The sequence below is a fragment of the Idiomarina aquatica genome (assembly GCF_003987185.1).
Taxonomy (GTDB): Bacteria; Pseudomonadota; Gammaproteobacteria; order Enterobacterales; family Alteromonadaceae; genus Idiomarina; species Idiomarina aquatica.
Genome location: NZ_PIPS01000002.1, coordinates 499,819 through 524,423, shown reverse-complemented (window position 1 = coordinate 524,423; position 24,605 = coordinate 499,819). Strand labels below are relative to the sequence as shown.

Below are 24,605 nucleotides of genomic sequence, written 5' to 3'. Positions count from 1 at the left end.
CTTATGTATTACCTACTGACAAAGTCACATTGTCCGTTGTGCACTCAGGCCCTGCAATTATTGTATGGGCTGGATATTGACGAACCACTGGAGTTAACGGTGGTGGATATCGAATCGGATGCGGATCTGCAACAGGAATATGGCTGGCTGGTGCCAGTCCTTAAAGACCAACAGGATAATGAGTTGCGCTGGCCGTTTGATCAGCAGCAACTGCTGGAGTTTATCAATTTATGAATTTATTACGGGTTCAGGACGCACAGCTAGCGTTCGGCGCCGACGCGATATTGGATCACGTTAATTTTGTACTGGAGCCGGGTGAGCGGGTGTGTCTGGTAGGACGCAACGGCGCTGGTAAATCAACCTTATTAAAAGTGATCGACCAACAAGTGGCACTGGACGATGGTCAGGTGCAATACGTTGGCGATACGGTAGTCACCCGATTGCCTCAGGACCCGCCGGCACAGTCGCCGCAGCGGGTCTATGACTATGTAGCCGAAGCGCTGGCGGAAAGCGGCCGCTTGCTGGCCCGTTATCATGAGCTGTCACAGCAAATGGGTGCCAATACCTCGGATGCGTTGCTGAACGAAATGGACGTCTTGCAGGCGAAGATTGATGCGCTTAACGGCTGGCAAATGGAAACCCGCATCGAGCAGGTTCTGACCAAACTCTCGCTACCGGCGGATACCTCGATGGCCGAGCTTTCCGGCGGTTGGTTACGACGCGTGGCATTGGCGCGGGCGCTGGTGGTTGATCCGGATGTGTTGCTGCTGGACGAGCCGACCAACCACCTTGATATCGATATGGTGCGCTGGCTGGAAGAGCAAATTAAAGACTTTAAGGGGGCGGTGTTATTCATCAGTCACGACCGTGCCTTCATCCGCCATCTGGCAACCCGTATTATCGATCTTGATCGCGGCCAGCTGCACAGCTACCCGGGCGATTATGACCGTTATTTGCAGAAAAAACAGGAGCTGCTGGAGGTTGAAGCGGCGCAAAATGCCGAGTTCGACAAAAAGCTCGCGGCCGAGGAAGTCTGGATCCGGCAGGGCATTAAAGCCCGCCGTACCCGTAATGAAGGACGGGTGCGGGCGTTACAGGATTTGCGTAAGCAACGTCAGCAACGACGCGAATTGCAAGGCCAGGCAAACTTGCGGGTTAACGAAGCAGGGCGCTCGGGTAAGCGGGTGTTCGAAGGCGAGGGCATGAACCTGAGCTTTGCTGAGAAATGCGTGATTAACAACCTAGACCTGCTGTTGCAGCGCGGTGACAAAGTCGCCTTTGTTGGCCCGAACGGCTGCGGCAAAAGTACGCTGATAAAAGTCATTTTGGGAGAGCAGACGGTCGACAGCGGTAACGTTAAGCTAGGCACCAACCTCGAGGTGGCTTATTTCGATCAGCACCGCTCGCAGTTGGATCCGAACAAGTCAGTGATGGACAACGTTGGTGACGGTAAACAGGACATCGTGTTCCAGGGCCGGCCACGGCATATCTTAAGTTACCTGCAGGACTTTCTGTTTTCACCCAAGCAGGCGCGGACGCCGGTTTCGGCGTTGTCCGGCGGCGAGCGTAATCGGGCCTTACTGGCCAAGATTATGCTGAAACCCAGCAACCTGCTGGTATTGGACGAACCGACCAACGATCTGGACATTGAAACCCTCGAATTGCTTGAGCAGATCATCGCCGAGTACCAGGGCACGGTATTGTTGGTCAGTCACGACCGTGAATTCGTTGACAATACAGCCACCTCCGTGTTGCTGTTTGAAGGTAGCGGTAAGATCACTGAAATCATTGGTGGTTTCACCGAGCTGGAACATTATCTTGCGGCGCAATCGACAACAAAATCGACCGCGGAAGGAACCAAACCGACCCCAAAACAGTCACAAAGCACAAGTTTGGCTGATAAGGGTTCTGCAAAACGTCAGAAAAAGTTATCCTACAAACTGCAACGAGAGCTGGACGGTTTGCCGGCGGCGATCGAAGAAAAAGAACAACAGCTAGAACACGTTCAACAACAACTGAATGATCCGGAGTTCTTTAATCAGCCCATCGAGGTGACAGAGCCTGTGATGCAACAAGCAGCCGAGTTAGAAGAAACCATCATGGCTTTGCTTGAGCGCTGGGAAGAGCTTGAAAACTTATCAAAACAGAGTAGTTAGTTAATGATGAAACAATTTGCACTTAAAGGGTTAAGCGCAGCAATTTTGGCGTCGATGAGTATGGCCGCGCAGGCCGACTTATTCCAGATTGAAGAGCTTCCGACTGCGGAAAATTATCGCGGCAGCTTTCCAAAGGCAATGAACGAGCAGGGCTTTGTGGTGGGTATTTCGCGGTTTCCGACCGCAGTCGATATCGATCTCAGTCAGGTTTCAGCCTCAGTGCTGGCGAACGCAGGCATTACCGATATCGATGAGGTGGATACCTTAACGCCGGAACAATATGAGTACATCATTAACAACGTTGCGGTGAATGCCAACAATAACCTGCAACAAATTCAAATCGGTTTAAACGCCGCCTATCTTTATGATGGAGTTACTCAAACGGTGCCGTTACTTGGTGATACGCAGGACCTGAGCACCGACAGCTTTTTGTATGACATCAATAGCAGCAATGCGGCGGTAGGCAGTAGCACCGGATCATTCTCACCGACCGAATACACCTTCACCGATTCTGAAGGCGAGGAAGTGACCTTAACGTTTTACCTGCGCGACTTTATCAGTCGTGGTGTTTGGCTGCGTGATGGCCAACGCAGCATTATCGAGCCGCCAGAAACGGCGGAACTCGGTGGTGAAAGCGCGATTATGGACGTTAACGACTCAGGTCTGGCGGCCGGTTATGCCAGCGTCGCGCTCAGCCCTTTTGCTGAAGAGCGAATTGCTTCTTGTACCCCAGAGGATCCGGACACGGTCGTAACCCGTCCGACCAAGGCCTGTGCACACGGGATTTGGCTGGAACTCTACAATCAGCGCGCAAACAACATTGCCCCGTCATTTTATTCAAACAGCAATTATGCCGCGCGCCGCTCAATTTACGACATTCGTGGTTACCTCTGGCAGTTGGATAACAACGGTGAAGTGATCAGTGCCACCGAACTGGGTACCTTACAGGAGCGCGACGAAGAAGATCAGCGCGACTTCTCCAGTTACGCACTGGCCGTTAATAACAACGGCATCGCGGTAGGACAAAGCTGGACTTATCACCCTGAGCGCGGCGCCATCCGTATGCCGGCTATTTTTGAAAACAGCGAAGCCTTGCCGGTTACCGAAAGTGCTGACTATTTCTGGGGTGCGGCAACGGACATCAATGACAGCAATAAAGCCATCGGTTATCTGGTTGAAAACCGCGCCGGTAATCTGCGCAACACGGCCTTTGTCTACGATCTGGAAGCGACTGACGATGAACCGTTGACGTTATTGCCGGGCTTTTTCTCCGGCTCGTCAACCGTACCGAACGCCATTAATGAAAACGGCATCGTTGTCGGCACCGGTGAAATCGAAGCGACCTTATCAACCGTGCGCCGTCGGGTTGGTTTTTGGTATGACACAACGGCAGAAAACCCTGAGTTCATTAACCTGAACGACGCGGTGTCCTGTGACAGCCAGTACTTTATCGTTGAAGCCAATGATGTAACCGACTCAGGTGAGGTGCTGGCAACGGCACTGAAGACCGAAGAGTACGTCGACGGCGACGGTGAAACGCAAACGCGCGAAGTGGCGGTAGCGATCAAACTCAACCCAATTGACGGTGAGTTGAATAACTGTCGTGAAGAGGAAAATAAGATTGAGCGTAGCGGCGCGGCCTTTGGTAGTGGCTCATTGGGTGTGCTCGCATTGTTGGGCTCGCTTATAACCTTTAGCCGCCGTAAGACGGCTCAAAAGATCAAAAAATCATAATAAAATCATCATAAAAAAGTAACACAGTTTCAACTCTTTATCGTTTTTCAAGTTGGCTGTGTTACTTTTTTCGATTGAACTCTCCGCCAATCAGACTATCAATAGTAATGAGGGCAACAAAAACGCTCTCCGATAATCTTAAAATAATCTGTGAACAACAGGCGAAGGGGTAGTTCTATGAAAAGACAAAAGCGTGATCGCTTTGAAAGAGCCCACACTCAAGGCTATAAAGCCGGATTATCTGGACGTTCGAAAGATAACTGTCCGTATCAAACCCAAGATGACATTCGCTCCCAGTGGCTAGGAGGATGGCGTGATGCAATGGAGGCACGAAATACCGGCTTGTTCCGCTGATTTGTCACATATCATATTAGCTAGCTGATGAATAAAAAAAACGCCGGCAACCCAACAGGGTTCCGGCGTTTTCTCGTAAGGCGTCGATTAAAACGTGGTGGTGTCCGTAAACAATCCGACTTTCAAATCTTTCGCTGTGTAAATAGGGCGGCCATCAACCTCAACACGGCCATTGCCGACGCCCATAAACAATTTGCGCTTGATAACACGGGTCATGTCAATGTAATAGCTGACCTTTTTGTGCTCCGGTAAGATTTGTCCGGTAAATTTAACTTCACCAACACCCAGTGCACGACCGCGGCCAGGACCACCGGACCAACCCAGGTAAAAACCGACCAACTGCCACATCGCGTCCAGTCCGAGACAGCCAGGCATCACCGGGTCGCCTTTAAAATGGCAATCGAAGAACCACAAATCTGGATTGATATCGAGCTCGGCGTGAATAAAACCTTTACCAAACTCGCCACCATCGGCGGTGATATTAACGATGCGGTCCATCATTAACATGTTAGGAGCGGGCAGACGACTGTTGCCTTCGCCAAAGAGTTTACCTTCGCTGCAATCAATTAAGTCTTGACGCGAAAAACTGGATTGATTCATAACAACCTTTTTGGTTAGTGAGTACGAAATTGACTGCAGGGAGTTTAGCGTACAGCTGTACGCCAAACAACTCCGATTAGTCAAACAATCGCTTCCACCAAGGCTTTCTTTGCTGCTCGTCAGGATCGTGAATGTGTCCGCGCACGCGGTCAAACAATTCGTTTTTACTGACCCCGGTTAACAGCTCCAGTGCTTCTTCGACGTGTTCAACGGTGTGAACGGAGAATTTGCCGTGCTCAACCGCTTCGATGATTTCCGGTGCCAGGTTGAGCTGCGCCTGGTTTGAGGCCGGAATGATCACACCATGCTCACCGGTTAAACCGCGTTCCTTGCAGAGTGCGAAATAGCCTTCGATTTTTTCGTTAACTGCACCAATGGCTTGCACGTTACCGAACTGATCCATCGCGCCGGTAATCGCCAGCGATTGCGTCAACGGGGTTTCGGCTAGTGCTGAAATTAAGCAACACAGTTCCGCCATGGAGGCACTGTCGCCGTCCACCTCAAAATAGGACTGCTCAAACACCACCGTTGCGGATACCGACATGGGTTCATGGCGGGCAAACTGATGGGCGAGGTAGGCGCTTAGGATCATCACCCCTTTGGTGTGGATGTTGCCAGACATCTCAGACTTACGTTCGATGTCGATGATGTCGCCGTCGCCGTAATGAATGGTGGCGGTAATGCGTGACGGTTCGCCGAACTCAGTACCGCCGACGGTAATCACGGTAAGGCCGTTTACCTGGCCAACCACTTCGCCGTCGGTATCAATTCGTACTTGTTTTTCGATGATGCTACGGCGGCTCATTTCGGCCAGTTGACCTTCACGAGTGCGCTGACGTTCCAGCACCTGTTCGATGGAGTGCTCGTCGATTTGCGTTTTAGCATTTTGCGCAGCGATGTCGTTGGCTTCACGCAGCAGTTGTAACAGATAGATGGTGTCGAGGCTCAACTCCTGCTGAAATTCGGTACGCCGGGCACTGGCTCGTAGTACCGCGGCATAGCCGGAGTCGGCCAGCGGTAACACATCGGCTTGCTGCCAGACAAATTGCAAGTAACGGAAGTAATCCGTAACTGGCTCGCGATATAACGGAAAATCACGGTGAAAATCCGCTAAAAATGGAAACAGATGGTCAAAATCCTCGTCGTAATCCCGCAACTGACCGTACTCATTACGGTTGCCAAGCAGCACAATTTTAATATCGATAGGTACCGGCTGAGGCCGATAAAAATAAGCCGTACCGCTGTCTGGTGACGGTTGTGGCCACTCAAACACACCGCTCAACAGAATGTTTTTTAAGCGTCGCCACAATTCCAGATTTTCCAGCAACTGATGAACTTCCAGCGCCAACACGCCGCCATTGGCCTGATGAATTAAGCCGGCTTCGATAAGGTGCAGATCGGAACGCACGGTGCCTTCTATCGACTGTGCACCGATTTGCCCAAACAAACGGGTTTCTGTCACCCGATCACACAAATAAAACGGAGCAGGGTGCTGATGTCCAACAATCACGGAGGCCAGTTGATCACTACCGAAATCGTCTGCGGTTTTATCGGCAATACGTTGCATGTAATCGCGCAGTTTCGGCGTATCAAACTGACTGATGATTTTCGCATGTAACGCCTCGCGTTCAGCAACCTCGGTTTGAATGTACTGCAGAATCGCCTGCATCACTTCAGCCGCGCTACCGGACGGAACATTCACACATAACGGCCGTAACGCATCCGCCGGATCGGCCAGATACAACCAGTCATACCAACGGCTGTGTTGCCACTGATGGTCGTGGAAATATTCGTCCAGTACGTACTGCTTTTGTAATCCCGCAGGGATAACCGCAAACACGTTGGCGTAACAGCCACGCTGACGCATCGATTGTGTGAGCGCATCCAGTGCGCGTTGTTGGCCGACTAATAAACGTTCTTCACATTCAGCCGGTCGTTGTTGTAGCCATACCTCAGTGTCTGGGCGCAGCGCCTGCGGCGATAGTTGCATATTGGTTTGGTTCCTAAAATCGATAGTCCATAAATCACTATAGGTCGCATTCTACCAGAAATCGGCAGAACACCGACCAAATCCTTCTAAAACCTAATTGCGTATAATGTATATTATGTTAAATGCATGGTATAAATCATTATTGAGAGCTGTTAGCACTCACAATTTAAAACGCGCGCTGTGCAACTTCCGGGAGTTTTTCGGCCAGAAAATCAATCAATACGCGTACGGCCGGCTTTAATCCGCGTCGGTGTGGATACGTCATGTGCATGATGCCGATCGGTAATTGCCACTCAGGTAATAGCTGTTGTAACTGACCTTCCGCCACCGCTTGTTGGCACAGATAATTGGGTAACGCGACAATACCCTGCGCCTGAATGGCGGCTTCTCGTAATAAAATCATGTCGTCGCTGATGAGTTTGGGTTGAAACGACAACTGTCGAGTTGCACCGTCTGCATGCGTCAGTTCGTAGCGGTAACGTCCACTGGTGTAATGCAGGCTCAGTTGTGGATGCTGAAGCAAGTCATCGGGTGTCTCTACCGGTGCTGCCGCCAACAGGCGCGGTGCCGCAAATAAGGTTGATGGCGCATGGCTCAATGGTCGCGCAATCAGTGACGAATCTTCGATCTGTGGCCTTACCCGCAACGCCAGATCCACGTTTTCATCCAGTAAATTAACGGGACGATTGGTCACCATCAGGTTCAGTTGAATTTCCGGGTACAGGGTCATGAATTGCGGCAACACCTGTACCAGCAGACTTTGACTGATCGCATAAGGGGCACTGACGTTGACCCGGCCACGGGGCTTTTCCAGTAAGCGTTGGGTGACCTGCTGTGCAGACTCCGCGGCATCCACCAGCGCCTCGCAGTGCACCAAAAACGCTTCACCGACATCGGTTAGCCGTAACCCCTGCCGACTGCGGTTAACCAGCCGTACGCCCTGCTCCTCCTCGAGCTGTGTCAGCCGTCGGCTGATGGTTGATTTTGGCAACTCCAGTTCACGAGAGGCTTCATTGATGCTGCCTGCACGTACGGTTTTGGCAAACAGGTAGTAATTGGCGATATCCGGCAGTGACATAATGATAGACGTTCTAAATATGGAACATAGGTTCCCATAATAGCTACTTTTTATTGTTTACGGAACAAATATACTGACAACGTCTATCAACTTCGGAGGTTTACTATGAAGGTTTTACACTTAGATTCCGGTATTTTTATTGAACAGTCGGTCAGCCGTCAGCTGAGCAAGGACATCGTCGCCAAATTAACGCAACAAGGCGATGACGTCGAAGTAACCTATCGCGATTTAGTCAGTAACCCGGTACCTCATTTGCAGGCCGAAGAATTGCTGGCAGAAGATAAGCCACTGATCAACGAACTGGTGGCAGAACTGCAGGCCGCGGACGTCGTGGTGATTGGTGCTCCGATGTACAATTTTACCATTCCAACTCAACTGAAAGCATGGCTGGACCGCGTGTTGCAGGCCGGCGTGACGTTCCGTTATACCGAGAACGGTCCTGAAGGTTTATTAACCGGTAAAAAGGCGTACCTGGCGTCAGGACGCGGCGGTGTTTATTCGCAAGGTGAAGCAGCAGCGCTGGATCACCAGGAAGCGTATCTGAAAACAGCTCTGGGCTTTATCGGCATTACCGACGTGGAAGTGGTTCGCGCCGAAGGCTTGAACATGGGTGACGAAGCCCGTGCTCAGGGTCTCTCACAAGCGCAGGCACAAATCGCGGAACTTGCATAACACCCCCCGTAGACGCGCCGTTGGTTATAGTTAAGCGAATAACAGAATAAACCAACGGCGCAATGATTGCGTAAGAATCACTCAGTTAGTCCTTAACCGAAGTCGTTTTTATGCAAAACTTTTGTCGTTCTCTGATGCTGTCTGCCGTTCTGGGTACCCTGCTCGCCGCGCCCAATACCGCTGCGCAGACCAAGGTCGATGTGATAAAGGCTAAGCGCCAACACAGTATCCAGGCGTTGTCCGTTCCTGCTACCGTCAATGCCCGTAACATCAGTGATATCAGTTTTGGTACCGGTGGCCGGTTACAGCAGTTTCAGCTCGATGTCGGCGCCCAGGTGCGCGCCGGCGACGTGATAGCCCGCTTAGACAGTCGTCAGATCAATGCCGCCATTAAATCATTGGAAGCTCAGCGTGACGCCGCCGAGGCCACTGTGGCTGATGAACAGCAGCAGGTAGCCGAACTGGAGTCGCTGGCCGAAACTCAGTTTGTTGCTCAGAGTGAATTACGCCGCGCGCGTGCTGCATTGGCAGTGGCCCGCGCCAAGTTGGCCGAGTACCAGGCGTTACTGAGCGAGCGAGAAGTAGAGCGAGACTACCATCAACTGCGTGCGCCGTTTTCGGGCGTCGTGGCTGAACGGCACGTTGACCAAGGTGAATGGGTCAATCAGGATCAGGTCGCCTTTCGCTTGGTCGAAACGGGTCAAGTCTATGTAGACGCTTACCTTGCCCAGCGCTATCTCGAGCAAATTGATGACAGCACGGAAGTCGCTGTGCGTTACGGCTCGGATCAGCGTATGCCTGCAACCATTGCGACTAAGGTCCCCTATTTGTCGGATAACGCCCGTACCTTCTTGCTCCGCCTTACGCCGCAGCGCACTGAACCACTGACCGTTGGCGCGGCTGTCACGGCCGACGTGGCGATTCGCAGCAAAAAGCCGCACTTAACTGTGCCTCAGGATGCGGTAATTCGCTACAGCGACGGCCGTACTTCGGTTTGGATTGCCCGCCGTGAAAACCAACAATGGCTTGCCCGCGAACAGCTGGTTGAACTCGGTGAACGCTTTAACGGCTGGGTTGTTGTCCGCGCCGACGGCTTGTCGGCTGATACCCGCGTGGTGGTGCGCGGTAATGAATCGTTAACCGACGGCGAAGTGCTGCAGCTGACGGAGAGCAACGACTATGATTGAAGCCTTGATCCGGCACAAGCACGTTACCATCGTGGCGGTATTGATCCTGTGCTTGATGGGCCTTGCTGCAGCATTGAAGATCCCGGTGCAGATGATACCGGACTTGGAAGTCAGAACCATCTCGGTACAAACGTCCTGGCCGGGGGCAACCCCGCAGGATATCGAAAAAGAAATCCTGGTTGAGCAGGAAGAGTATCTGCGCACCGTACCCAACCTGCAGCGCATGGAAAGCAGAGCCAGTAATGGTCAGGCGTCCATCGAACTGGATTTTCCGTTCGGAATTGACGTTACAGAAACATTAATACTGGTTAACAATGCATTAAGTCAGGTTCCAAATTATCCTGACAATGTCGATCAACCGAGAATTTATGCCGCTTCCTTCTCCAGCAACGCGTTTATGTACTTTCGGGTCGCTCCCCTACCCGGCAATCCCAAAAATATCGACATGGTACGGATGCGTGATTACATCGAAGACAATGTGCGGCCACGCATGTCCTCAGTTGCCGGGGTGTCGCAGGTGGAAGTCAGCGGCGGTGCCCAACGACAGGTTCGCATTCAACTGGATCGACAAGCGCTCAGCAATCATGGTTTGACCGTTTCCGACGTGCAACGGGCATTGCAGACTCGTAATGCGGATACCTCGGCCGGCGAGCTGGAACAAAATAAACGTCGTTATCTGCTGCGAACCGTTGGTCGTTTTGACACCATTGAAGAGATGCAGCAAACCATTATCGCCCGCGACGGTGACAAACTGGTGCGGCTGGATGATATCGCCCGCATCGATCTCAATCATTTCGAAACCAACAGCGAGTCGTGGTTTAAAGACGAACAGGTGTTGAGCCTGCAGGTAAAGCGGGAGTCCGGCTCCAACGTCATTGATATTAAGTACGCCATGTTGGCTGAAGTTGAGCGCATCAATGAAGAGCTGTTAAAGCCCGCTGGTATGCACATCGTGCTCAATTCCGATGACGTGCGTTACGTCGAAGCTTCCATTCAGAACGTGTTGTTTAACCTCGCCCTGGGTGCGGTGTTTGCCACCTTAGTAATGTACGGGCTAATGCGCTCCGGACGGGCAACAGCCATTGCCGTGGTGGGGATTCCCATCTGTACCCTGGCTGGTTTTATTGGCCTGCTGTTACTGGATCGTACCATTAATGTTATCTCCCTCGCGGGAATTGCCTTTGCAATTGGCATGACCCTCGATAACACCATTGTGGTGCTGGAAAGCATCGAACTGGAACGGCAAAAAGGCGCCAAGCCAAAACAGGCCGCGGTATTGGGTGTACAACGCGTATGGACAGCGGTGCTGGCGTCGACACTGACCACCGTGATGGTGTTTTTACCGATTTTATTTATTGTGCAGGAAGCCGGTCAGTTGTACTCCGACATTGCGATAGCCATTTCCTCGGCCATCATTGCGTCGATGTTGGTGTCGGTTACCCTGGTGCCGCTACTGTCGGCTTATTTCCCGGCGCGGGCTAAAACCAAGGTCACCGATCGGTTGTTGTCCGGTGTCGGTAAGCTCGCCGATCGCACGCTCGCCAGCCGTAAACGTCAGGTTGTTACCGTTGCCGGTACCTTTGCGTTGGTGGTCGGGGTGTGGTGGCTACTGACACCGCCGGCCGAATACCTGCCCGAAGGAGAAGAAGCCAAGACCTTTGCGTCAATGAACGCGCCGCCGGGTTACAACCTACAAACCATGTCGGCGATCGGCGATGAGATCCGCGCGATTTTCGATCCGGCCTTAACCACCGAACAACAACAGGTCACCAGCCCCGACGGGTTAACCATACCGGCGTTAAAAACGATCAGTTACAGCGTGTCGCCGACCAATTTGCGGATCATCGCTGAAACCCGCGATGCCGATCGGATTGAAGAGCTCATGAATGCGATAACCGAGGTTTATGAGCGTTATCCGGGTATGCGCGCATTCGCCACCAAAGGATCCATCATCAGCAGCAATGACGGCGGTACCCGCAGTATTAATGTTGATGTGGGTGGCACGGATTTGGCGGAGGTTTATAACGCAGCCCGAGCCATTTATACCCGCGCTGAAGCGGTGTTTGACAACCCCCGGATTCAGAGTTCGCCAGGTTCGCTGACGCTGCAGCAGCCACTGCTGGAAATACACCCTGATTTCGCCCGTTTGGCAGAACTGGATTTGGACGCACAGAGTCTGGGTTACGCGGTCGCGGCATTAACCGACGGTGCCTTTGTGGGTGAGTTTTTCCAGGGCGACGATAAGATTGATATGTACTTATTTAGCCAAGACGGTACCGACACAAAACCGGACGCCCTCGACGCCATGCCGGTGTATCAATATCAGGGCCGCGCGCTGCCGCTGTCCGCGCTGGCGACCGTGACAGAAACGGTCGATACCAGTACCGTCCGACGCGTGAACAGTCGTCGTACCGTAACGCTTAATATCATTCCGCCCGACTCGGTGGCGCTGGAATCCGGTGTCGCTCAGGTGCGTAATGATGTGATAGAGCATCTGCGCGAACGTGGTGTGATTGATAAAGACATCAGTACTGAGCTATCCGGCGCGGCCGATCAACTGGCGGAAACGCAGGCCGCCTTGAGTCAAAATTATCTGCTTTCTGTCGCCATCGTCTATTTGCTGATGGTCGCGATATTCTCGCACTGGGGCTATCCCTTGTTGATCATGCTCACCATTCCGATGGGCATCAGCGCGGGCATACTGGGGCTAGCATTAATGAATGGCGTTGGCGAATTGCTGCCCTTACTGGGTATGAAACCGCTCAACCAACCCTTTGATATGATCACCATGCTGGGTTTCCTGATCCTGATGGGGACGGTCATTAACAACCCGATTCTGGTGGTTGAGCGTGCCGTTTATCTGCGCGATAAAGACGGCTACCCGTTGATTGATGCCATTAAGGAAGGCTTGTTATCACGCGTACGCCCTATCACCATTACCACCCTCACGACCTTGTGCGGTATTGCGCCATTGGTGTTTATCCCTGGTGAAGGTACCGAATTATACCGTGGGGTCGGTATTATCGTGATGTTCGGGCTGATAGGTGCTGCCGTGGTTACCATACTGACGTTGCCTGCATTGTCAGCGTTGATGCTGCGGGGCACGACAAAACAGTAACGCTTTTACTTTAGTTAAATTCATTAAGGTCGATACAAGATCGACACCGTCTTTGACTATGGTCTACTTTCTTTATTGTAAAGAGAGCGTAAAGTAGAGCGATAATAGAACTTTCACTGTTTTGAGGGATCAACATGGGTTTCATTCAACGTTTTAGTATTACCCGTCGGCTGGTAGCGTTACTAGGTATTGCTGCTTTTGGTACTGCCCTAATGGTTGCCTTCATGATGTTCATTCTTAACGGACTGCTCATCGAAGAAGAAAAGCGCAAACTCGACGCGGTATTGGACGCGGCTCATACGATGGTCAGTTATTATCATGAGCAGGCCAGTAACGGCGAGATCAGTGAAGAGCAGGCTCGTGCTCAAGCGTTTGCCCGACTTGATGAGATACGTTACGAGAGTTCTGAATACATTTTCACGCTCAACCGTCAGGGCGAAATGGTACAGCACCCCTTCACCAAAACGCTGGTCGGTAAAAACGTACTCTCCTACGAAGACCCGCAAGGGACAAAACTGTTTGAAGAAATGGTCAACAAGGCTCGCAATGCGGATCGCGCTACGGTCGAGTATATCTGGCAAAAAGGCAGCGACAGCAGCAACCTGGTACCCAAAATCAGCCGCATCCGGGTATTCCAGCCCTGGAACTTGATCATTGGTACCGGTCAGTACACAGATAACATCGCCTCAATGCTGTGGCAGGAATTCTTTAAACTGGTCGGCCTTGCCGTGGTTTTATCAGTACCACTGCTTTTGTTGTTCGTGTTGATCATTCGCAGCATAACCCGCCCGCTTAAACGCATTAATGCCGCGATGGTAGACATTGCTCAGGGTGAAGGCGACCTGACCCGCCGGTTAAATGCCGATGGCGGTGACGAACTGGCACAACTGGCCGCATCTTTTAACGAATTTGTCAGTAAAATTCAGCAATTGGTAAAAAGTGTGCAAAACAGTGCGCAGGAAGAAGAACGTGCTGCCGAGCGTTTGGCAGCACTGAGCAGTCAAAGCAGCGAACAGAGTGATGAGCTGCGGTCGCAGACCGACTCCGTTGCGACCGCCATCAACGAACTCTCCTCTTCCGCCGGGGAAGTCGCAGAACATGCTCGGACAGCGGCAGAATCGGCCAATACCGCCGATGAGGAAGCCGGTCGTTCGGCGGTAATTGTGCGCGAAGCGGTAAATAATATTGAAGCACTTACCGCGCAACTGCGGAAAGCCGGCGAACAGGCGCGCCTGTTACAGGACGGTTCCGATAAAATTGGCAACATTCTTGGCGTCATCGTCGCCATTGCTGAACAAACCAACCTACTGGCGTTGAACGCAGCGATTGAGGCGGCTCGTGCCGGTGAAGCGGGTCGTGGTTTTGCCGTAGTTGCCGACGAAGTACGCACACTGGCTACGCGCACACAGCAATCAACCGATGAAATATCGACCATTGTCGACAGTATTCAGGGCGCGATTAAGGACGTTACTCACATCATTTCTGATGTCGAACAGCGTTCTCAAACCACCAATGAAGGCGCCCTCAAAGCGGAACAGGCGATCAGTCAGATTCAGGAAGCGGTTGCCAACATTTCCTCGATGAACGTTCAAATTGCCTCAGCCACTGACGAGCAAAGCCGCGTGACTCGTGACTTAAGCGAAAATGTCACCGGCATCAGTGACCTCTCCGGTGATAACCAAAGTGCCAACCAACAAGTGGCCGAAGTGAGTCAAAAACTCACCAAAAACAGTATTGATTTAAGTCAATTAGTATCACGATTCAAAACCGAATAGCCTTTATTATTATGGGGATATTAGTATTATCCCCTCTGTACCTTTAGGTACATAAGGTGTAAAATTCGCGTACTTTTACAAGGAAGCTGACTTTTGGTTAAGCGGGTAAAAGTCACCATTTTTCCTGATCTCAATCACCGCGGAATATAAAGATGAGTCAAACAATTCCACAACAACCGATCGAATATAATATGAAGGTCGTTCGGCAGTTTACTGTCATGACCATTATTTGGGGTATCGTCGGCATGGCGTTGGGTGTTTTGATTGCGGCCCAGCTGGTCTGGCCGGAGTTAAACTTCAACACGCCTTGGCTAACTTACTCTCGTCTTCGTCCGTTGCATACCAATGCGGTTATTTTTGCATTCGGTACCAGCGCACTGTTCGCCACGTCTTATTATGTGGTGCAAAAAACCTGTCGTACACGTTTGTTCTCGGACAAACTGGCTGCGTTTACCTTCTGGGGTTGGCAAGCCGTTATCTTGTCGGCTGTTATTACCCTGCCTCTTGGGATCACCAGCACCAAGGAATACGCTGAACTTGAGTGGCCAATCGATATCTTGATTGCGGTGACCTGGATTGCCTATGCCATCGTGTTCTTCGGCACCCTGGCGATTCGTAAAACCTCGCACATTTATGTGGCTAACTGGTTCTATGGTGGCTTTATTGTGGTTATTGCCATGCTGCACATTGTTAACAGTATGGCGGTGCCGGTAAGCTTCATGAAGTCTTACTCAATGTACTCAGGTGCAGTCGACGCCATGATTCAATGGTGGTACGGCCACAACGCGGTTGGCTTCCTGCTGACAGCCGGCTTCCTGGGTATGATGTACTACTTCGTACCGAAGCAGGCTGAACGTCCGGTTTACTCGTACCGTCTGTCGGTTGTCCACTTCTGGGCGCTGATTTCGCTGTACATCTGGGCCGGTCCTCACCATTTACACTACACTGCCCTGCCGGACTGGACTCAGTCTCTGGGTATGGTGATGTCAGTGATTCTGTTCGTACCTTCATGGGGCGGCATGATCAACGGTATCATGACCCTGTCAGGTGCCTGGCACAAGCTGCGTACTGACCCGATCCTGCGCTTCCTGATCGTGTCACTGTCTTTCTATGGTATGTCGACGTTCGAAGGTCCAATGATGGCCATCAAGTCAGTAAACGCCTTGTCGCACTACACTGACTGGACCGTCGGTCACGTTCACTCCGGCGCACTGGGCTGGGTTGCGATGATCACCATCGGTTCTATGTACTACCTGGTACCACGTCTGTTTAACCAGAAACAATTGCACAGCATTAAGCTGGTCAACGTACACTTCTGGCTGCACACCATCGGCGTTGTGTTCTACATCGTTTCGATGTGGATCTCAGGCGTCATGCAAGGTCTGATGTGGCGCGCGACGAACGCTGACGGTACGCTGACCTACAGCTTCGTAGAAAGTGTACAGGCATCTTACCCGTTCTGGGCAGGTCGCTTCGTTGGCGGTGTGTTCATTGTCGTCGGTATGCTGATTATGGCGTACAACTGTTATCAAACCATCCAGGCGGGCCGTCGTGAGACAGCTGCTGGTAACGTCGTACAAACCGCCTAAGGGAGATTGACAGATGAAACACGAATTTGTTGAAAAGCACCTCGGGTGGTTATCGGTTCTGATGATTCTCGCGGTGTCCATTGGTGGTATCGTTCAGATTACCCCATTGCTGTTCCAAAGCCAGGTGCAAGAGCCGATTAAAGGTTTGCAGCCTTACACGGCACTGGAACTTGAAGGTCGCGATATCTACATGCGCGAAGGCTGTGTGCAATGTCACAGCCAGATGATTCGTCCGTTCCGTGCAGAAACCGAGCGTTACGGTCACTACTCGCTGGCGGGCGAACACGTATGGGAATTCCCATTCCTGTGGGGTTCTAAGCGTACCGGTCCTGACCTTGCGCGCGTTGGCGGACGTTACAGTGATGAGTGGCACTATGTGCACTTAATGAACCCACGTAACGTTGTTCCAGAATCGAACATGCCGGCCTTCCCTTGGTTAGCGGAAAATACCCTAACGGGCGAAGATACTGCGAAGAAAATGCAGGTAATGAAACAATTGGGTGTACCTTACACCGAAGAAGACATTGCCGGCGCTAAACAAGCAGTTCAGGGCAAAACCGAAATGGAAGCGCTCATTGCGTATTTGCAGTCCCTGGGTACAGCACTATCACGGGCTGATAAGTAATGGGTTTTGGTGAATGGCACGGCATTTGGACGATCATCATACTGGTCTTATTTTTGGCCATTGTAGGCTGGTCGTTCTTTAGCCGACGCGCAAAAAAACAATTCGATGAAGCAGCCAATTCTATCTTTGAAGAAGATAAGGCTTCATCGGTAAAGGAAAGCGACAAACCGGAGTCGAAGAAAGATGAGTAGCTTCTGGAGTGCATGGATAATTGTTCTTACGCTGGCAACCTTGGTTGCGTTGATTTGGTTGTTGCGCTGGAACATGAAGAACTACACCCACATCGAAGAAGGTCAGGAAATGGACCACGAATTCGATGGGATCGTAGAAATTAACAACCCCTTACCGAAGTGGTGGACGTACTTATTCTGGGCGTGTTTTGCCTGGGGCTTCCTGTACCTGGCGCTCTACCCTGGCCTGGGCAACTTCCAGGGTTTGCTGGGCTGGAAGAGCTCTAACCAGGACGTGCAATCGTTAGAAGAGTCACGTCAGGCCATGGAAGAAGCGCAAGAGCAAGGCTTGATTGTTGAGTACGACCGTGCGGTACGTGATGCCGAAGAAAAATACGGTCCGATCTTCGAAGCTTTTGCCGAGCAGTCTATTCCTGAACTGGCGAAGAACGAAGACGCATTGGATGTCGGTCAGCGCCTGTTCCTGCAAAACTGTGCTCAATGTCACGGTTCAAACGCGATGGGCGGCCCGGGCTTCCCTAACCTGACCGATGATGACTGGTTGTACGGTGGTGAGCCACACGACATCAAAACGTCGTTGTTGCAAGGCCGTCAGGGCAACATGCCTGCTTTTGGTGAGCAGTTTACGGATCAGCAAATCACTGAATTGGCTAACTACGTTGCCAGCCTCAGTGGTCGTAATGTGGATCCGAAGTTGGCCGAAGCCGGTAAACAGAATTATGCGGTTTGTGCTGCATGTCACGGTCAGGACGGTAAAGGTAACCAGCAACTGGGCGCACCTAACCTAACGGATAACGTGTGGCTGTACGGTGGTTCAATTAATAAAATTGAAGAAACCCTGCACTATGGCCGTAACGGCGTCATGCCAGCATGGAAAGATATCCTCGGAGAGGATAAAATCCACGTGGTGTCGGCGTACATTTACAGCTTGTCGAATGACTAAGCGACTTTCTTAGTAAAACCCCGCCACGGCGGGGTTTTTTGTATGAGGTAATAGATTATGGTGAAGCCTTGGTATAAGCAGTTCTGGCCTTGGTTCCTCATTTCAGTTCCGGTGCTGGTGATGATTGTCTGTGCGATCATCATTTATCTGGCCGTAACCCAGGGTAATTTTTCGATGGTTGTAGACGATTACTACAAACGCGGAAAGACCATCAATGCGGTTATTGAGCACGTTGAAAAGGCTCAGGAACTGAACATCAGTTTTGAATTTACCGCCAACAACGGTGAATTTGCACTGCGCTACAAGTCCGGTGCGCCCGAGCAGCTTAGTGCCCTCAACGTCAAGTTTGTGCACGCAACCAATGCCGAAAAAGATTTTTCTCGTCGCGTCACTGTCGCGGCTGACGGCGTCTACCGCGCTGACATTCCTGAAGCCATTGATGGTCGTTGGACCGTTACTGTGGAACCCTTTGACCGGCACTGGAAGGTGAGTCAAAAATACACCTTGCCAGCCGCCCAGTGGACCCTGATTGAGCCTTTGTTGTACGGCGTTTAAGCAATGACCGAAAAAAACGATCCCAAGCCCTGTTTTCATTGTCTGCAGCCCATTCCTAAGGGCGTTGATTTAACGGTAACCTTCGATGGACCCCCTCAACCGGTATGTTGTGCCGGTTGTCAGGCGGTTGCGGAAACCATCATTGAGCACGGCCTAAGTGCGTATTACAAACACCGTGATTTGGATAAGCCACAGCAAACGCCAATCTTGCCCGATGAACTCAAAAATCTGGAGGTTTATGACCATCCGGATGTGCAAAAAGAGTTTGTCCGCGAGCTGGAAGGCGATCTGCAACAGGCGGCTTTGACCATTTCGAACATCACCTGCTCGGCCTGTGCCTGGCTTATTGAACGCGAGCTACAGGCCACGCCCGGCGTGACTAAAGCCATCGTTAATTTGTCCAGCCAACGTCTGCAGGTAACCTGGGATCCTCGTCAGGTCGGCATCAGTGACATGATCAAGCGGTTAGCCGCGATTGGCTATCAGGCCCGTCCGTTTCAGCCTAACCAGCAGGAACAGCAATTCAGTCGGCAGCGTAAAGGCTTTATTCGCCGGCTGGGGTTAGCGGGATTGGCGACCATGCAGGTCATGATGCTGGCATTCGCGCTCTACTTCGGGGTCGTCAGCGATCTGGATGACACCACACGTCAGTACATTTGGTCGGTGAGCCTGATTTTTGCCACTCCGGTAATTCTGTACAGTGCGCAGCCCTTTTACATCGGTGCGTTGCGAGCGTTGCAGGCAAAAACGCTGAATATGGATGTGCCGGTCAGTATTGCCTTGCTCGGCGCATACGCGGCCAGCGTCTACGCCGTCACACAAGGCAGTGGCGAGGTGTATTTTGAATCGATCTCGATGTTTACCTTTTTCCTATTGTCGGGACGGTATCTGGAGCTGTTAGCAAAAGAAAAGGCGCTGCGGTTCGCCACCAATCGCTTAACACTAATGCCGCAACTGGCCCAACGCGAAACCAGCGACGGCCTTGAGTCGGTAGCGGTAAAGCAGTTGCATGTTGGTGATGTGATTGTGGTTAATCCGGGCGATACACTGGCCGCCGACGGTCAGTTGTTGTCGGATGAAGCCTGGCTGGATGAGAGTCTGCTCAGTGGTGAAAGCGTACCGAATCGCAAAATCAAAGGCCAGACTGTGGTCGCCGGTAGCATCAACCAGCAGTCCGCGATTCGCATCCGCGTTACCGCCGCTGCCCAACAGACGGTACTGGCCGGTATCGTTGCGATGCAGGACTCAGCGCTGGCAGAAAAACCCAAAGTGCAGCAGGTCATCGATAAAGTGGCCAGTTATTTTGTCAGCAGCATTCTGGTTATTGCCACCCTCACCTTTTTGGTGTGGTGGTGGATTGAACCTGAACACGCATTATGGGTTACCCTGGCCGTATTGGTGGCGACCTGCCCCTGTGCGCTGTCGCTGGCGGCACCAACGGCGATCACCGGCACCATTCACCGGCTTAACCGCAAAGGCATTTTGGTAAAAGGCTCGCAAGTACTGGAATCGGTGAAGCAACTGGATGTCATTTGCTTTGATAAAACCGGTACGCTGACCGAAGGTAAGTTCAGTATTACCGAGCGCAGAGACTTTATTGAGCCAGAGCAGATCAACCAGCTGGTGGCCGGCATGGAAGTCTATTCCGAGCACCCTCTGGCGTTACCGCTGAAGCAATTATCGGCAATACCGCGTCCGTTTAAAGAACAGGTACGAATGGTGGCTGGCTCCGGGCTCGAAGTCGTTACCGAACAAGGCGAACACTATCGCTTGGGCAGCCCCGGGTTTATCGCCGAATGGCACCCGCAGGCGGCCGCCGAGACGCGTTTTAATGTGGTTCTGGCCAGTAAGCAGCAGTTGTTGGCACAGTTTACCATTGAGGATAATCTGCGCGATGATGCCAAACAGACCCTCGACACTCTGCAGCGTCAGGGCATTCGTACCCTGCTGGTCAGTGGCGATGATAACGGCCGGGTTGCGGCCACCGCCAGTCAACTGAACATGACCGAGTATTACGGCGAGTACAAACCGCAGCAAAAACTGGATTTGATCAAATCATTGCAACAAAGCGGCAACACCGTATGGATGATCGGTGATGGGCTTAATGACGGTCCGGTGTTGGCTCAGGCTCACCTTTCCATGACCTTTGCCAACGCCTCGGATCTGGCCAAAACCGCCGCTGATGTGGTGATTTTGTCGGATCAACTGAACAGCGTCGAAGAGGTGATTCGAAGTGCCCGCAAGTCTCGTGTTATCATGCGCCAGAACTTTACCTGGGCGGTGGCCTATAATGTGTCCATTCTGCCCGTTGCAGCACTGGGCATTATTGCGCCCTGGGTGGCCGCGTTGGGAATGTCATTAAGTTCCCTGTTGGTTATTGCAAACTCGTTGAGGTTATACCGCGAATGAGTGTTATCTATGCGTTGATTCCCGTCGCCATTATTTTTGTCGTGATCGCTGTTATCGTGTTTTTCTGGGCGGTACGCTCTAATCAGTTCGAAGACATCGAGCGTGAAGGTTCACGCATTCTGCTCGATGACGACGAAGAGCAGGAAAACCGGAACGACCGTGAACAACGTTGATATTGTTACCGCATTTATTATGGGACTGGCCGGTGCCGGACATTGCTTAGCCATGTGCGGCGGCATTGCCAGCGCCATTGGTGTACAGACACGCTGGTCCAATATTGTGCTGTACAATATTGGCCGCATGGCCTCCTATGTGCTGCTCGGCGCTATTGTTGGTGGCGCGGTTGCTTTGATCGCGCCCGACTCCCCTCACACCACTAAGGTCCTGCGCTGGCTAGCGGTGCTGTTTTTACTGGCACTGGGGTTGTACTTTACCGGCTGGTGGCCAATCCTGAATAAACTTGAGCAGGCGGCCAAGCCACTATGGAATCGTGTCAAAGGTCTTGCTCCGGCGCAAACCGGTGGCCGACTGACGGTGTTTCTGGCCGGCGCGGTTTGGGGCTGGTTACCCTGTGGGCTGGTGTACAGTGCACTGAGCTACGCTGCGGTCAGCGGTGACGCGCTGCAAGGAGGCCTGTTAATGGCGGCGTTTGCGATCGGTACGTTTCCGGCGATGGTTGGCGCCGGTTACTTCAGTCAGGCCATGCGCAGTATCTTACAGGCACAAGGCTTCCGCCTGGCCATCGGTGTGTTACTGATGATTTACGCGCTGTGGACCGCACTGACGCTGATCCGTCCGCATTTTTGATCGACAGACTAGGTACTTCGTTTTATCTGCGCTAACCTTAATGGTAGATTCTTTACATGATTAAGGTGGTGAAAAATGGACGCGTTTCGTCACATACTGGTTGTTGTCGATCCGGCCGATGAGCAACACAAAGCCATAAATCGTGCGATGCACATGGCTAAGCTCAGTGATGCCCGATTAACTCTGTTCCTCTCGATTTATGACTTTTCCTACGAAATGACGACCATGTTGTCGCGCGAGGAACGCGACACCATGCGTGCGAATCTGATCGCTGACCGCAAAGCCTGGCTGACCGACCTCTTGACTCATTACGATACCACCGAAGTGCGTCTGGACATCCAGGTGGTTTGGCACAACCGTCCGTTCGAGGCGATTATTGAAACCGCGCTCAAAGAGCAGCACGATCTCATCATCAAAGCGTCGCACGTAACGTCGAGCCTGCAAAACCTGTTGTTTACACCGACCGACTGGCATTTGCTGCGCAAAGCGCCCTGCGCCGTACTGATGGTGAAAGAACATGCCTGGCCGCAACACGGACAGATCATCGCCGCCGTCCACAGCGGTTCCGAAGAAGCGCACCATGAATCACTGAACACCCGCATCGTTGAACATGCCGAAGCGATGAGCCACATCCTCAACGCCAGTGTTCACCTGGTCAATGCGTATCCCGGCGCACCGGTCAATGTGGCCGTGGAAATTCCCGAATTTGACGTCACCCAATACACCGAAGAGCTACAGACTCATCATCAGAACAAGATGCGAGAGCTTGGCCGTCGCTTCAACATTCCTGAACCACAGCAACACGTTGCCCAGGGTTTGCCGGAGCAAGTGATCCCTGAATTTTCTGAAAAGCTGGATGCCGAACTGGTGGTCATGGGCACCATCGGCCGCACCGGCATCACCGCCGCGTTGCTGGGCAATACCGCCGAACACGTGCTGGAGCAGCTCAACTGTGATGTGCTGGCCGTTAAGCCTGAGGATTTTGTCAGTCCATTGGCGTAATGACGACAGTCAGGTATAATCGCGCGCTTGCAAGCAGTCAGTTAAATAGGTGTCATTGTGGCAGTAACAGCGGATAGTAAGTACGGTTTCAATAAATTGCAAAAGCGCATCCGTCGCGAGACCGGTAAGGCCATCGAGCAATTTGGCATGATCGAAGCCAATGACAAGGTGATGGTGTGTTTGTCAGGCGGCAAGGACAGCTACACGCTGTTGGATACCCTGCTCTATTTGCAACGTGTAGCGCCGATTCGGTTCGAGTTGGTTGCCGTTAACCTGGATCAGAAGCAGCCGGGTTTCCCTGAGCACGTGTTGCCGGAGTACCTACAGCAGCTTGGCGTTGATTACGAAATCGTCGAAGAAGACACCTACAGTATCGTCAAAGACAAAATTCCTGAAGGCAAAACCACCTGTTCACTGTGTTCACGCCTGCGCCGCGGTATTTTGTACAAAACCGCGAAACGTCTGGGGGCTACCAAAATTGCACTGGGCCACCACCGCGATGACATGATCGAAACTTTGTTTTTGAACATGTTCCATGGTGGCAAACTGAAGTCGATGCCGCCCAAACTCGTCAGCGACAATGGTGAGCACGTGGTTATCCGACCATTGGCGTTTTGCCGCGAAAAGGATATTGCCCGTTATGCCGAGGCGATGGCGTTTCCGATCATCCCTTGTAATCTGTGTGGCTCGCAGGAGAACCTCCAGCGTAAGCAGATTAAGGCAATGCTGAGCGAGTGGGACAAGCGTTTTCCGGGACGCATCGAGAGCCTATTCACGGCCATGCAGAACGTCACGCCATCGCACTTAGTTGACGCTAATTTGTTCGATTTCCGAGCTGTTACCGCCACGGGTGAAGCCGACGAAAACGGTGACTGGGCCTTTGATGTGCCGCCGCTGAGTCATGAGCAGACGCAACAAAAAGGGCCGCTGAGCGACCCTGCTAACGCGATTAAAATAACGCAGATTGCTTAATTTGCCGTCTGCGGCTTATCGCCTAATTGCGCCGCCATCTGTTGTTTTACTTCCATAACCAACGGGCGATTGACGCGAATCATTGATTGTAGTTCTTCAATGTACTCATCGCCCCGCTCTGAGTAGCTACCCAGCCCCTCAACCAATTCGATGGCGCGCAATTCTTCATCACGGGCGCGCTTACGCTCGCGCAGCAAGCGCAAATCCATGTACGGTGGATGGGTGTTAATGTTGCGCATGTAGCTGCGAACCGACTGGTTGACCGAGTCGAATTTAGCCACTTCATACACCTGTCCTTCCGGCCGCTGGTTAGGAACTATGCCGCAGCCTTCGCGGTAACACCACTGACCAAACAGGTTCAAACCGCGGCGGGCAAACCGTGACGTGCCCCAGGCCGATTCATTGGCCGCCTGCATCAGCACCATCATCTCAGGCACCACATCGACTCTACGCTTGAGCACGGCAAACACCTGTTCGTTGCTTAAACTGGGGTCCACTTCGTAATAATCCATTAACTGTGCCAGTTGCCGGCGATCGGCATCGTTGAGCATATTGGCTTTAAAATTCTCCTCAATTTCCAGCAACTTGGACCGCGAGTGCAAAATACGCAGGTTCTCGGCTTCGATCAGCGGTAACAAATAGCTGAAAAACTCGAGTTTCTTCTCGTTCACATCGGTAAACTGAGAAAAGTCCGGTAACGCATCGTAAACGCCAATTTTGGGCACCGGCGGCAGCCCGGTGGTTTCACTGTATTCTGTTTCCGCAGGCTCGAAAGTCACGGTGAACGGCAGCAGCAACGCCAGTAAACTGACAACAACAAAAAATACGATAAAAAGAAAACGCATGTT

Annotated in this window: 22 protein-coding genes; 18 read left to right on the top strand and 4 right to left on the bottom strand. The window is 52.1% G+C overall.

What is annotated here, in order from left to right:
* Nucleotides 1-3: 3 nt before the first annotated feature.
* The 4 genes from CWE23_RS09315 to rmf all read left to right on the top strand — a co-directional run bounded on the left by CWE23_RS09315 (nt 4) and on the right by rmf (nt 4,244).
* A complete protein-coding gene (locus CWE23_RS09315; protein ID WP_105306404.1) occupies nt 4-234 on the top strand; it encodes a glutaredoxin family protein in 231 nt (76 codons plus the stop codon).
* The gene (gene uup / locus CWE23_RS09310) at nt 231-2,156 is read left to right on the top strand and encodes an ATP-binding cassette ATPase Uup (protein ID WP_105306405.1); all 1,926 of its coding nucleotides are present in this window, start codon (nt 231-233) and stop codon (nt 2,154-2,156) included. The genes CWE23_RS09315 and uup overlap by 4 nt, the downstream gene beginning before the upstream one ends.
* Before the next feature lie 3 nt (nt 2,157-2,159).
* Nucleotides 2,160-3,890 (top strand): DUF3466 family protein, encoded by a 1,731-nt coding sequence (locus CWE23_RS09305; protein ID WP_241970600.1) that lies wholly within the window; start codon nt 2,160-2,162, stop codon nt 3,888-3,890.
* A gap of 177 nt (nt 3,891-4,067) precedes the next feature.
* Entirely contained in the window at nt 4,068-4,244 is a 177-nt protein-coding gene (gene rmf / locus CWE23_RS09300; RefSeq protein WP_105306406.1) for a ribosome modulation factor, read from the top strand.
* A gap of 87 nt (nt 4,245-4,331) precedes the next feature.
* Here the strand turns inward: rmf and fabA are convergent, their stop codons facing one another.
* The 3 genes from fabA to CWE23_RS09285 all read right to left on the bottom strand — a co-directional run bounded on the left by fabA (nt 4,332) and on the right by CWE23_RS09285 (nt 7,912).
* On the bottom strand, nt 4,332-4,844 hold the full coding sequence (gene fabA / locus CWE23_RS09295) for a bifunctional 3-hydroxydecanoyl-ACP dehydratase/trans-2-decenoyl-ACP isomerase (protein ID WP_105306407.1): 513 nt from the start codon (nt 4,842-4,844) through the stop codon (nt 4,332-4,334).
* Nucleotides 4,845-4,920: 76 nt separating this feature from the next.
* Complete coding sequence (locus CWE23_RS09290) at nt 4,921-6,834, bottom strand: AAA family ATPase (RefSeq protein ID WP_105306408.1); 1,914 nt, start codon at nt 6,832-6,834, stop codon at nt 4,921-4,923.
* Between the two features lie 166 nt (nt 6,835-7,000).
* The gene (locus CWE23_RS09285; protein WP_126820074.1) at nt 7,001-7,912 is read right to left on the bottom strand and encodes a LysR substrate-binding domain-containing protein; all 912 of its coding nucleotides are present in this window, start codon (nt 7,910-7,912) and stop codon (nt 7,001-7,003) included.
* A 105-nt stretch (nt 7,913-8,017) separates the two neighbouring features.
* On the opposite strand from CWE23_RS09285, the gene CWE23_RS09280 reads away from it, so the two are divergent.
* The 14 genes from CWE23_RS09280 (at nt 8,018) to ttcA (ending at nt 23,757) form a co-directional block, all read left to right on the top strand.
* Nucleotides 8,018-8,584: an FMN-dependent NADH-azoreductase gene (locus tag CWE23_RS09280; RefSeq protein WP_126820073.1), complete on the top strand. Its 567-nt coding sequence runs from the start codon at nt 8,018-8,020 to the stop codon at nt 8,582-8,584.
* A 110-nt stretch (nt 8,585-8,694) separates the two neighbouring features.
* On the top strand, nt 8,695-9,771 hold the full coding sequence (locus CWE23_RS09275; RefSeq protein ID WP_126820072.1) for an efflux RND transporter periplasmic adaptor subunit: 1,077 nt from the start codon (nt 8,695-8,697) through the stop codon (nt 9,769-9,771).
* Complete coding sequence (locus tag CWE23_RS09270; RefSeq protein ID WP_126820071.1) at nt 9,764-12,889, top strand: efflux RND transporter permease subunit; 3,126 nt, start codon at nt 9,764-9,766, stop codon at nt 12,887-12,889. Before CWE23_RS09275 ends, CWE23_RS09270 begins: the two co-directional genes overlap by 8 nt.
* A 134-nt stretch (nt 12,890-13,023) precedes the next feature.
* Nucleotides 13,024-14,664, top strand: a complete 1,641-nt coding sequence (locus CWE23_RS09265; protein WP_126820070.1) for a methyl-accepting chemotaxis protein — start codon at nt 13,024-13,026, stop codon at nt 14,662-14,664.
* Between the two features lie 152 nt (nt 14,665-14,816).
* Nucleotides 14,817-16,253 carry a cytochrome-c oxidase, cbb3-type subunit I gene (gene ccoN, locus CWE23_RS09260; protein ID WP_105306414.1) on the top strand — a complete coding sequence of 479 codons (1,437 nt, stop codon included), beginning with the start codon at nt 14,817-14,819 and terminating at the stop codon, nt 16,251-16,253.
* A 13-nt stretch (nt 16,254-16,266) separates the two neighbouring features.
* Nucleotides 16,267-16,878, top strand: a complete 612-nt coding sequence (ccoO, locus tag CWE23_RS09255) for a cytochrome-c oxidase, cbb3-type subunit II (RefSeq protein WP_105306415.1) — start codon at nt 16,267-16,269, stop codon at nt 16,876-16,878.
* Nucleotides 16,878-17,069, top strand: a complete 192-nt coding sequence (locus tag CWE23_RS09250) for a cbb3-type cytochrome oxidase subunit 3 (protein ID WP_105306416.1) — start codon at nt 16,878-16,880, stop codon at nt 17,067-17,069. Before ccoO ends, CWE23_RS09250 begins: the two co-directional genes overlap by 1 nt.
* Complete coding sequence (gene ccoP / locus CWE23_RS09245) at nt 17,062-18,012, top strand: cytochrome-c oxidase, cbb3-type subunit III (RefSeq protein ID WP_105306417.1); 951 nt, start codon at nt 17,062-17,064, stop codon at nt 18,010-18,012. Before CWE23_RS09250 ends, ccoP begins: the two co-directional genes overlap by 8 nt.
* A gap of 57 nt (nt 18,013-18,069) precedes the next feature.
* Entirely contained in the window at nt 18,070-18,567 is a 498-nt protein-coding gene (locus CWE23_RS09240; RefSeq protein WP_105306418.1) for a FixH family protein, read from the top strand.
* Nucleotides 18,568-18,570: 3 nt separating this feature from the next.
* Entirely contained in the window at nt 18,571-20,976 is a 2,406-nt protein-coding gene (locus CWE23_RS09235) for a heavy metal translocating P-type ATPase (RefSeq protein WP_126820069.1), read from the top strand.
* Nucleotides 20,973-21,149 carry a cbb3-type cytochrome oxidase assembly protein CcoS gene (gene ccoS, locus CWE23_RS09230; RefSeq protein WP_105306420.1) on the top strand — a complete coding sequence of 59 codons (177 nt, stop codon included), beginning with the start codon at nt 20,973-20,975 and terminating at the stop codon, nt 21,147-21,149. Before CWE23_RS09235 ends, ccoS begins: the two co-directional genes overlap by 4 nt.
* Nucleotides 21,136-21,783, top strand: coding sequence for a sulfite exporter TauE/SafE family protein (locus CWE23_RS09225; RefSeq protein WP_241970599.1), 648 nt, complete (start codon nt 21,136-21,138; stop codon nt 21,781-21,783). The genes ccoS and CWE23_RS09225 overlap by 14 nt, the downstream gene beginning before the upstream one ends.
* 75 nt (nt 21,784-21,858) lie before the next feature.
* On the top strand, nt 21,859-22,785 hold the full coding sequence (gene uspE, locus CWE23_RS09220; protein ID WP_105306421.1) for a universal stress protein UspE: 927 nt from the start codon (nt 21,859-21,861) through the stop codon (nt 22,783-22,785).
* 57 nt (nt 22,786-22,842) lie between these two features.
* Complete coding sequence (gene ttcA / locus CWE23_RS09215) at nt 22,843-23,757, top strand: tRNA 2-thiocytidine(32) synthetase TtcA (RefSeq protein ID WP_420809960.1); 915 nt, start codon at nt 22,843-22,845, stop codon at nt 23,755-23,757.
* On the opposite strand, the gene CWE23_RS09210 is transcribed toward ttcA, so the two are convergent.
* Nucleotides 23,754-24,602, bottom strand: a complete 849-nt coding sequence (locus tag CWE23_RS09210) for a glucosaminidase domain-containing protein (protein WP_126820067.1) — start codon at nt 24,600-24,602, stop codon at nt 23,754-23,756. The two genes, ttcA and CWE23_RS09210, sit on opposite strands and share 4 nt — an antisense overlap.
* Nucleotides 24,603-24,605: the final 3 nt, after the last annotated feature.

Coding starts and splice junctions, on each gene's coding strand:
- CWE23_RS09290 (WP_105306408.1), bottom strand. CDS start 6,834: ATGCAACTATCGCCGCAGGCGCTGCGCCCAGACACTGAGGTATGGCTA.
- ccoP (WP_105306417.1), top strand. CDS start 17,062: ATGAGTAGCTTCTGGAGTGCATGGATAATTGTTCTTACGCTGGCAACC.
- uup (WP_105306405.1), top strand. CDS start 231: ATGAATTTATTACGGGTTCAGGACGCACAGCTAGCGTTCGGCGCCGAC.
- rmf (WP_105306406.1), top strand. CDS start 4,068: ATGAAAAGACAAAAGCGTGATCGCTTTGAAAGAGCCCACACTCAAGGC.
- CWE23_RS09315 (WP_105306404.1), top strand. CDS start 4: ATGTATTACCTACTGACAAAGTCACATTGTCCGTTGTGCACTCAGGCC.
- ccoN (WP_105306414.1), top strand. CDS start 14,817: ATGAGTCAAACAATTCCACAACAACCGATCGAATATAATATGAAGGTC.
- CWE23_RS09235 (WP_126820069.1), top strand. CDS start 18,571: ATGACCGAAAAAAACGATCCCAAGCCCTGTTTTCATTGTCTGCAGCCC.
- CWE23_RS09250 (WP_105306416.1), top strand. CDS start 16,878: ATGGGTTTTGGTGAATGGCACGGCATTTGGACGATCATCATACTGGTC.
- ccoS (WP_105306420.1), top strand. CDS start 20,973: ATGAGTGTTATCTATGCGTTGATTCCCGTCGCCATTATTTTTGTCGTG.
- CWE23_RS09240 (WP_105306418.1), top strand. CDS start 18,070: ATGGTGAAGCCTTGGTATAAGCAGTTCTGGCCTTGGTTCCTCATTTCA.
- CWE23_RS09280 (WP_126820073.1), top strand. CDS start 8,018: ATGAAGGTTTTACACTTAGATTCCGGTATTTTTATTGAACAGTCGGTC.
- ccoO (WP_105306415.1), top strand. CDS start 16,267: ATGAAACACGAATTTGTTGAAAAGCACCTCGGGTGGTTATCGGTTCTG.
- CWE23_RS09285 (WP_126820074.1), bottom strand. CDS start 7,912: ATGTCACTGCCGGATATCGCCAATTACTACCTGTTTGCCAAAACCGTA.
- CWE23_RS09305 (WP_241970600.1), top strand. CDS start 2,160: ATGATGAAACAATTTGCACTTAAAGGGTTAAGCGCAGCAATTTTGGCG.
- CWE23_RS09265 (WP_126820070.1), top strand. CDS start 13,024: ATGGGTTTCATTCAACGTTTTAGTATTACCCGTCGGCTGGTAGCGTTA.
- CWE23_RS09210 (WP_126820067.1), bottom strand. CDS start 24,602: ATGCGTTTTCTTTTTATCGTATTTTTTGTTGTTGTCAGTTTACTGGCG.
- fabA (WP_105306407.1), bottom strand. CDS start 4,844: ATGAATCAATCCAGTTTTTCGCGTCAAGACTTAATTGATTGCAGCGAA.
- CWE23_RS09275 (WP_126820072.1), top strand. CDS start 8,695: ATGCAAAACTTTTGTCGTTCTCTGATGCTGTCTGCCGTTCTGGGTACC.
- uspE (WP_105306421.1), top strand. CDS start 21,859: ATGGACGCGTTTCGTCACATACTGGTTGTTGTCGATCCGGCCGATGAG.
- CWE23_RS09270 (WP_126820071.1), top strand. CDS start 9,764: ATGATTGAAGCCTTGATCCGGCACAAGCACGTTACCATCGTGGCGGTA.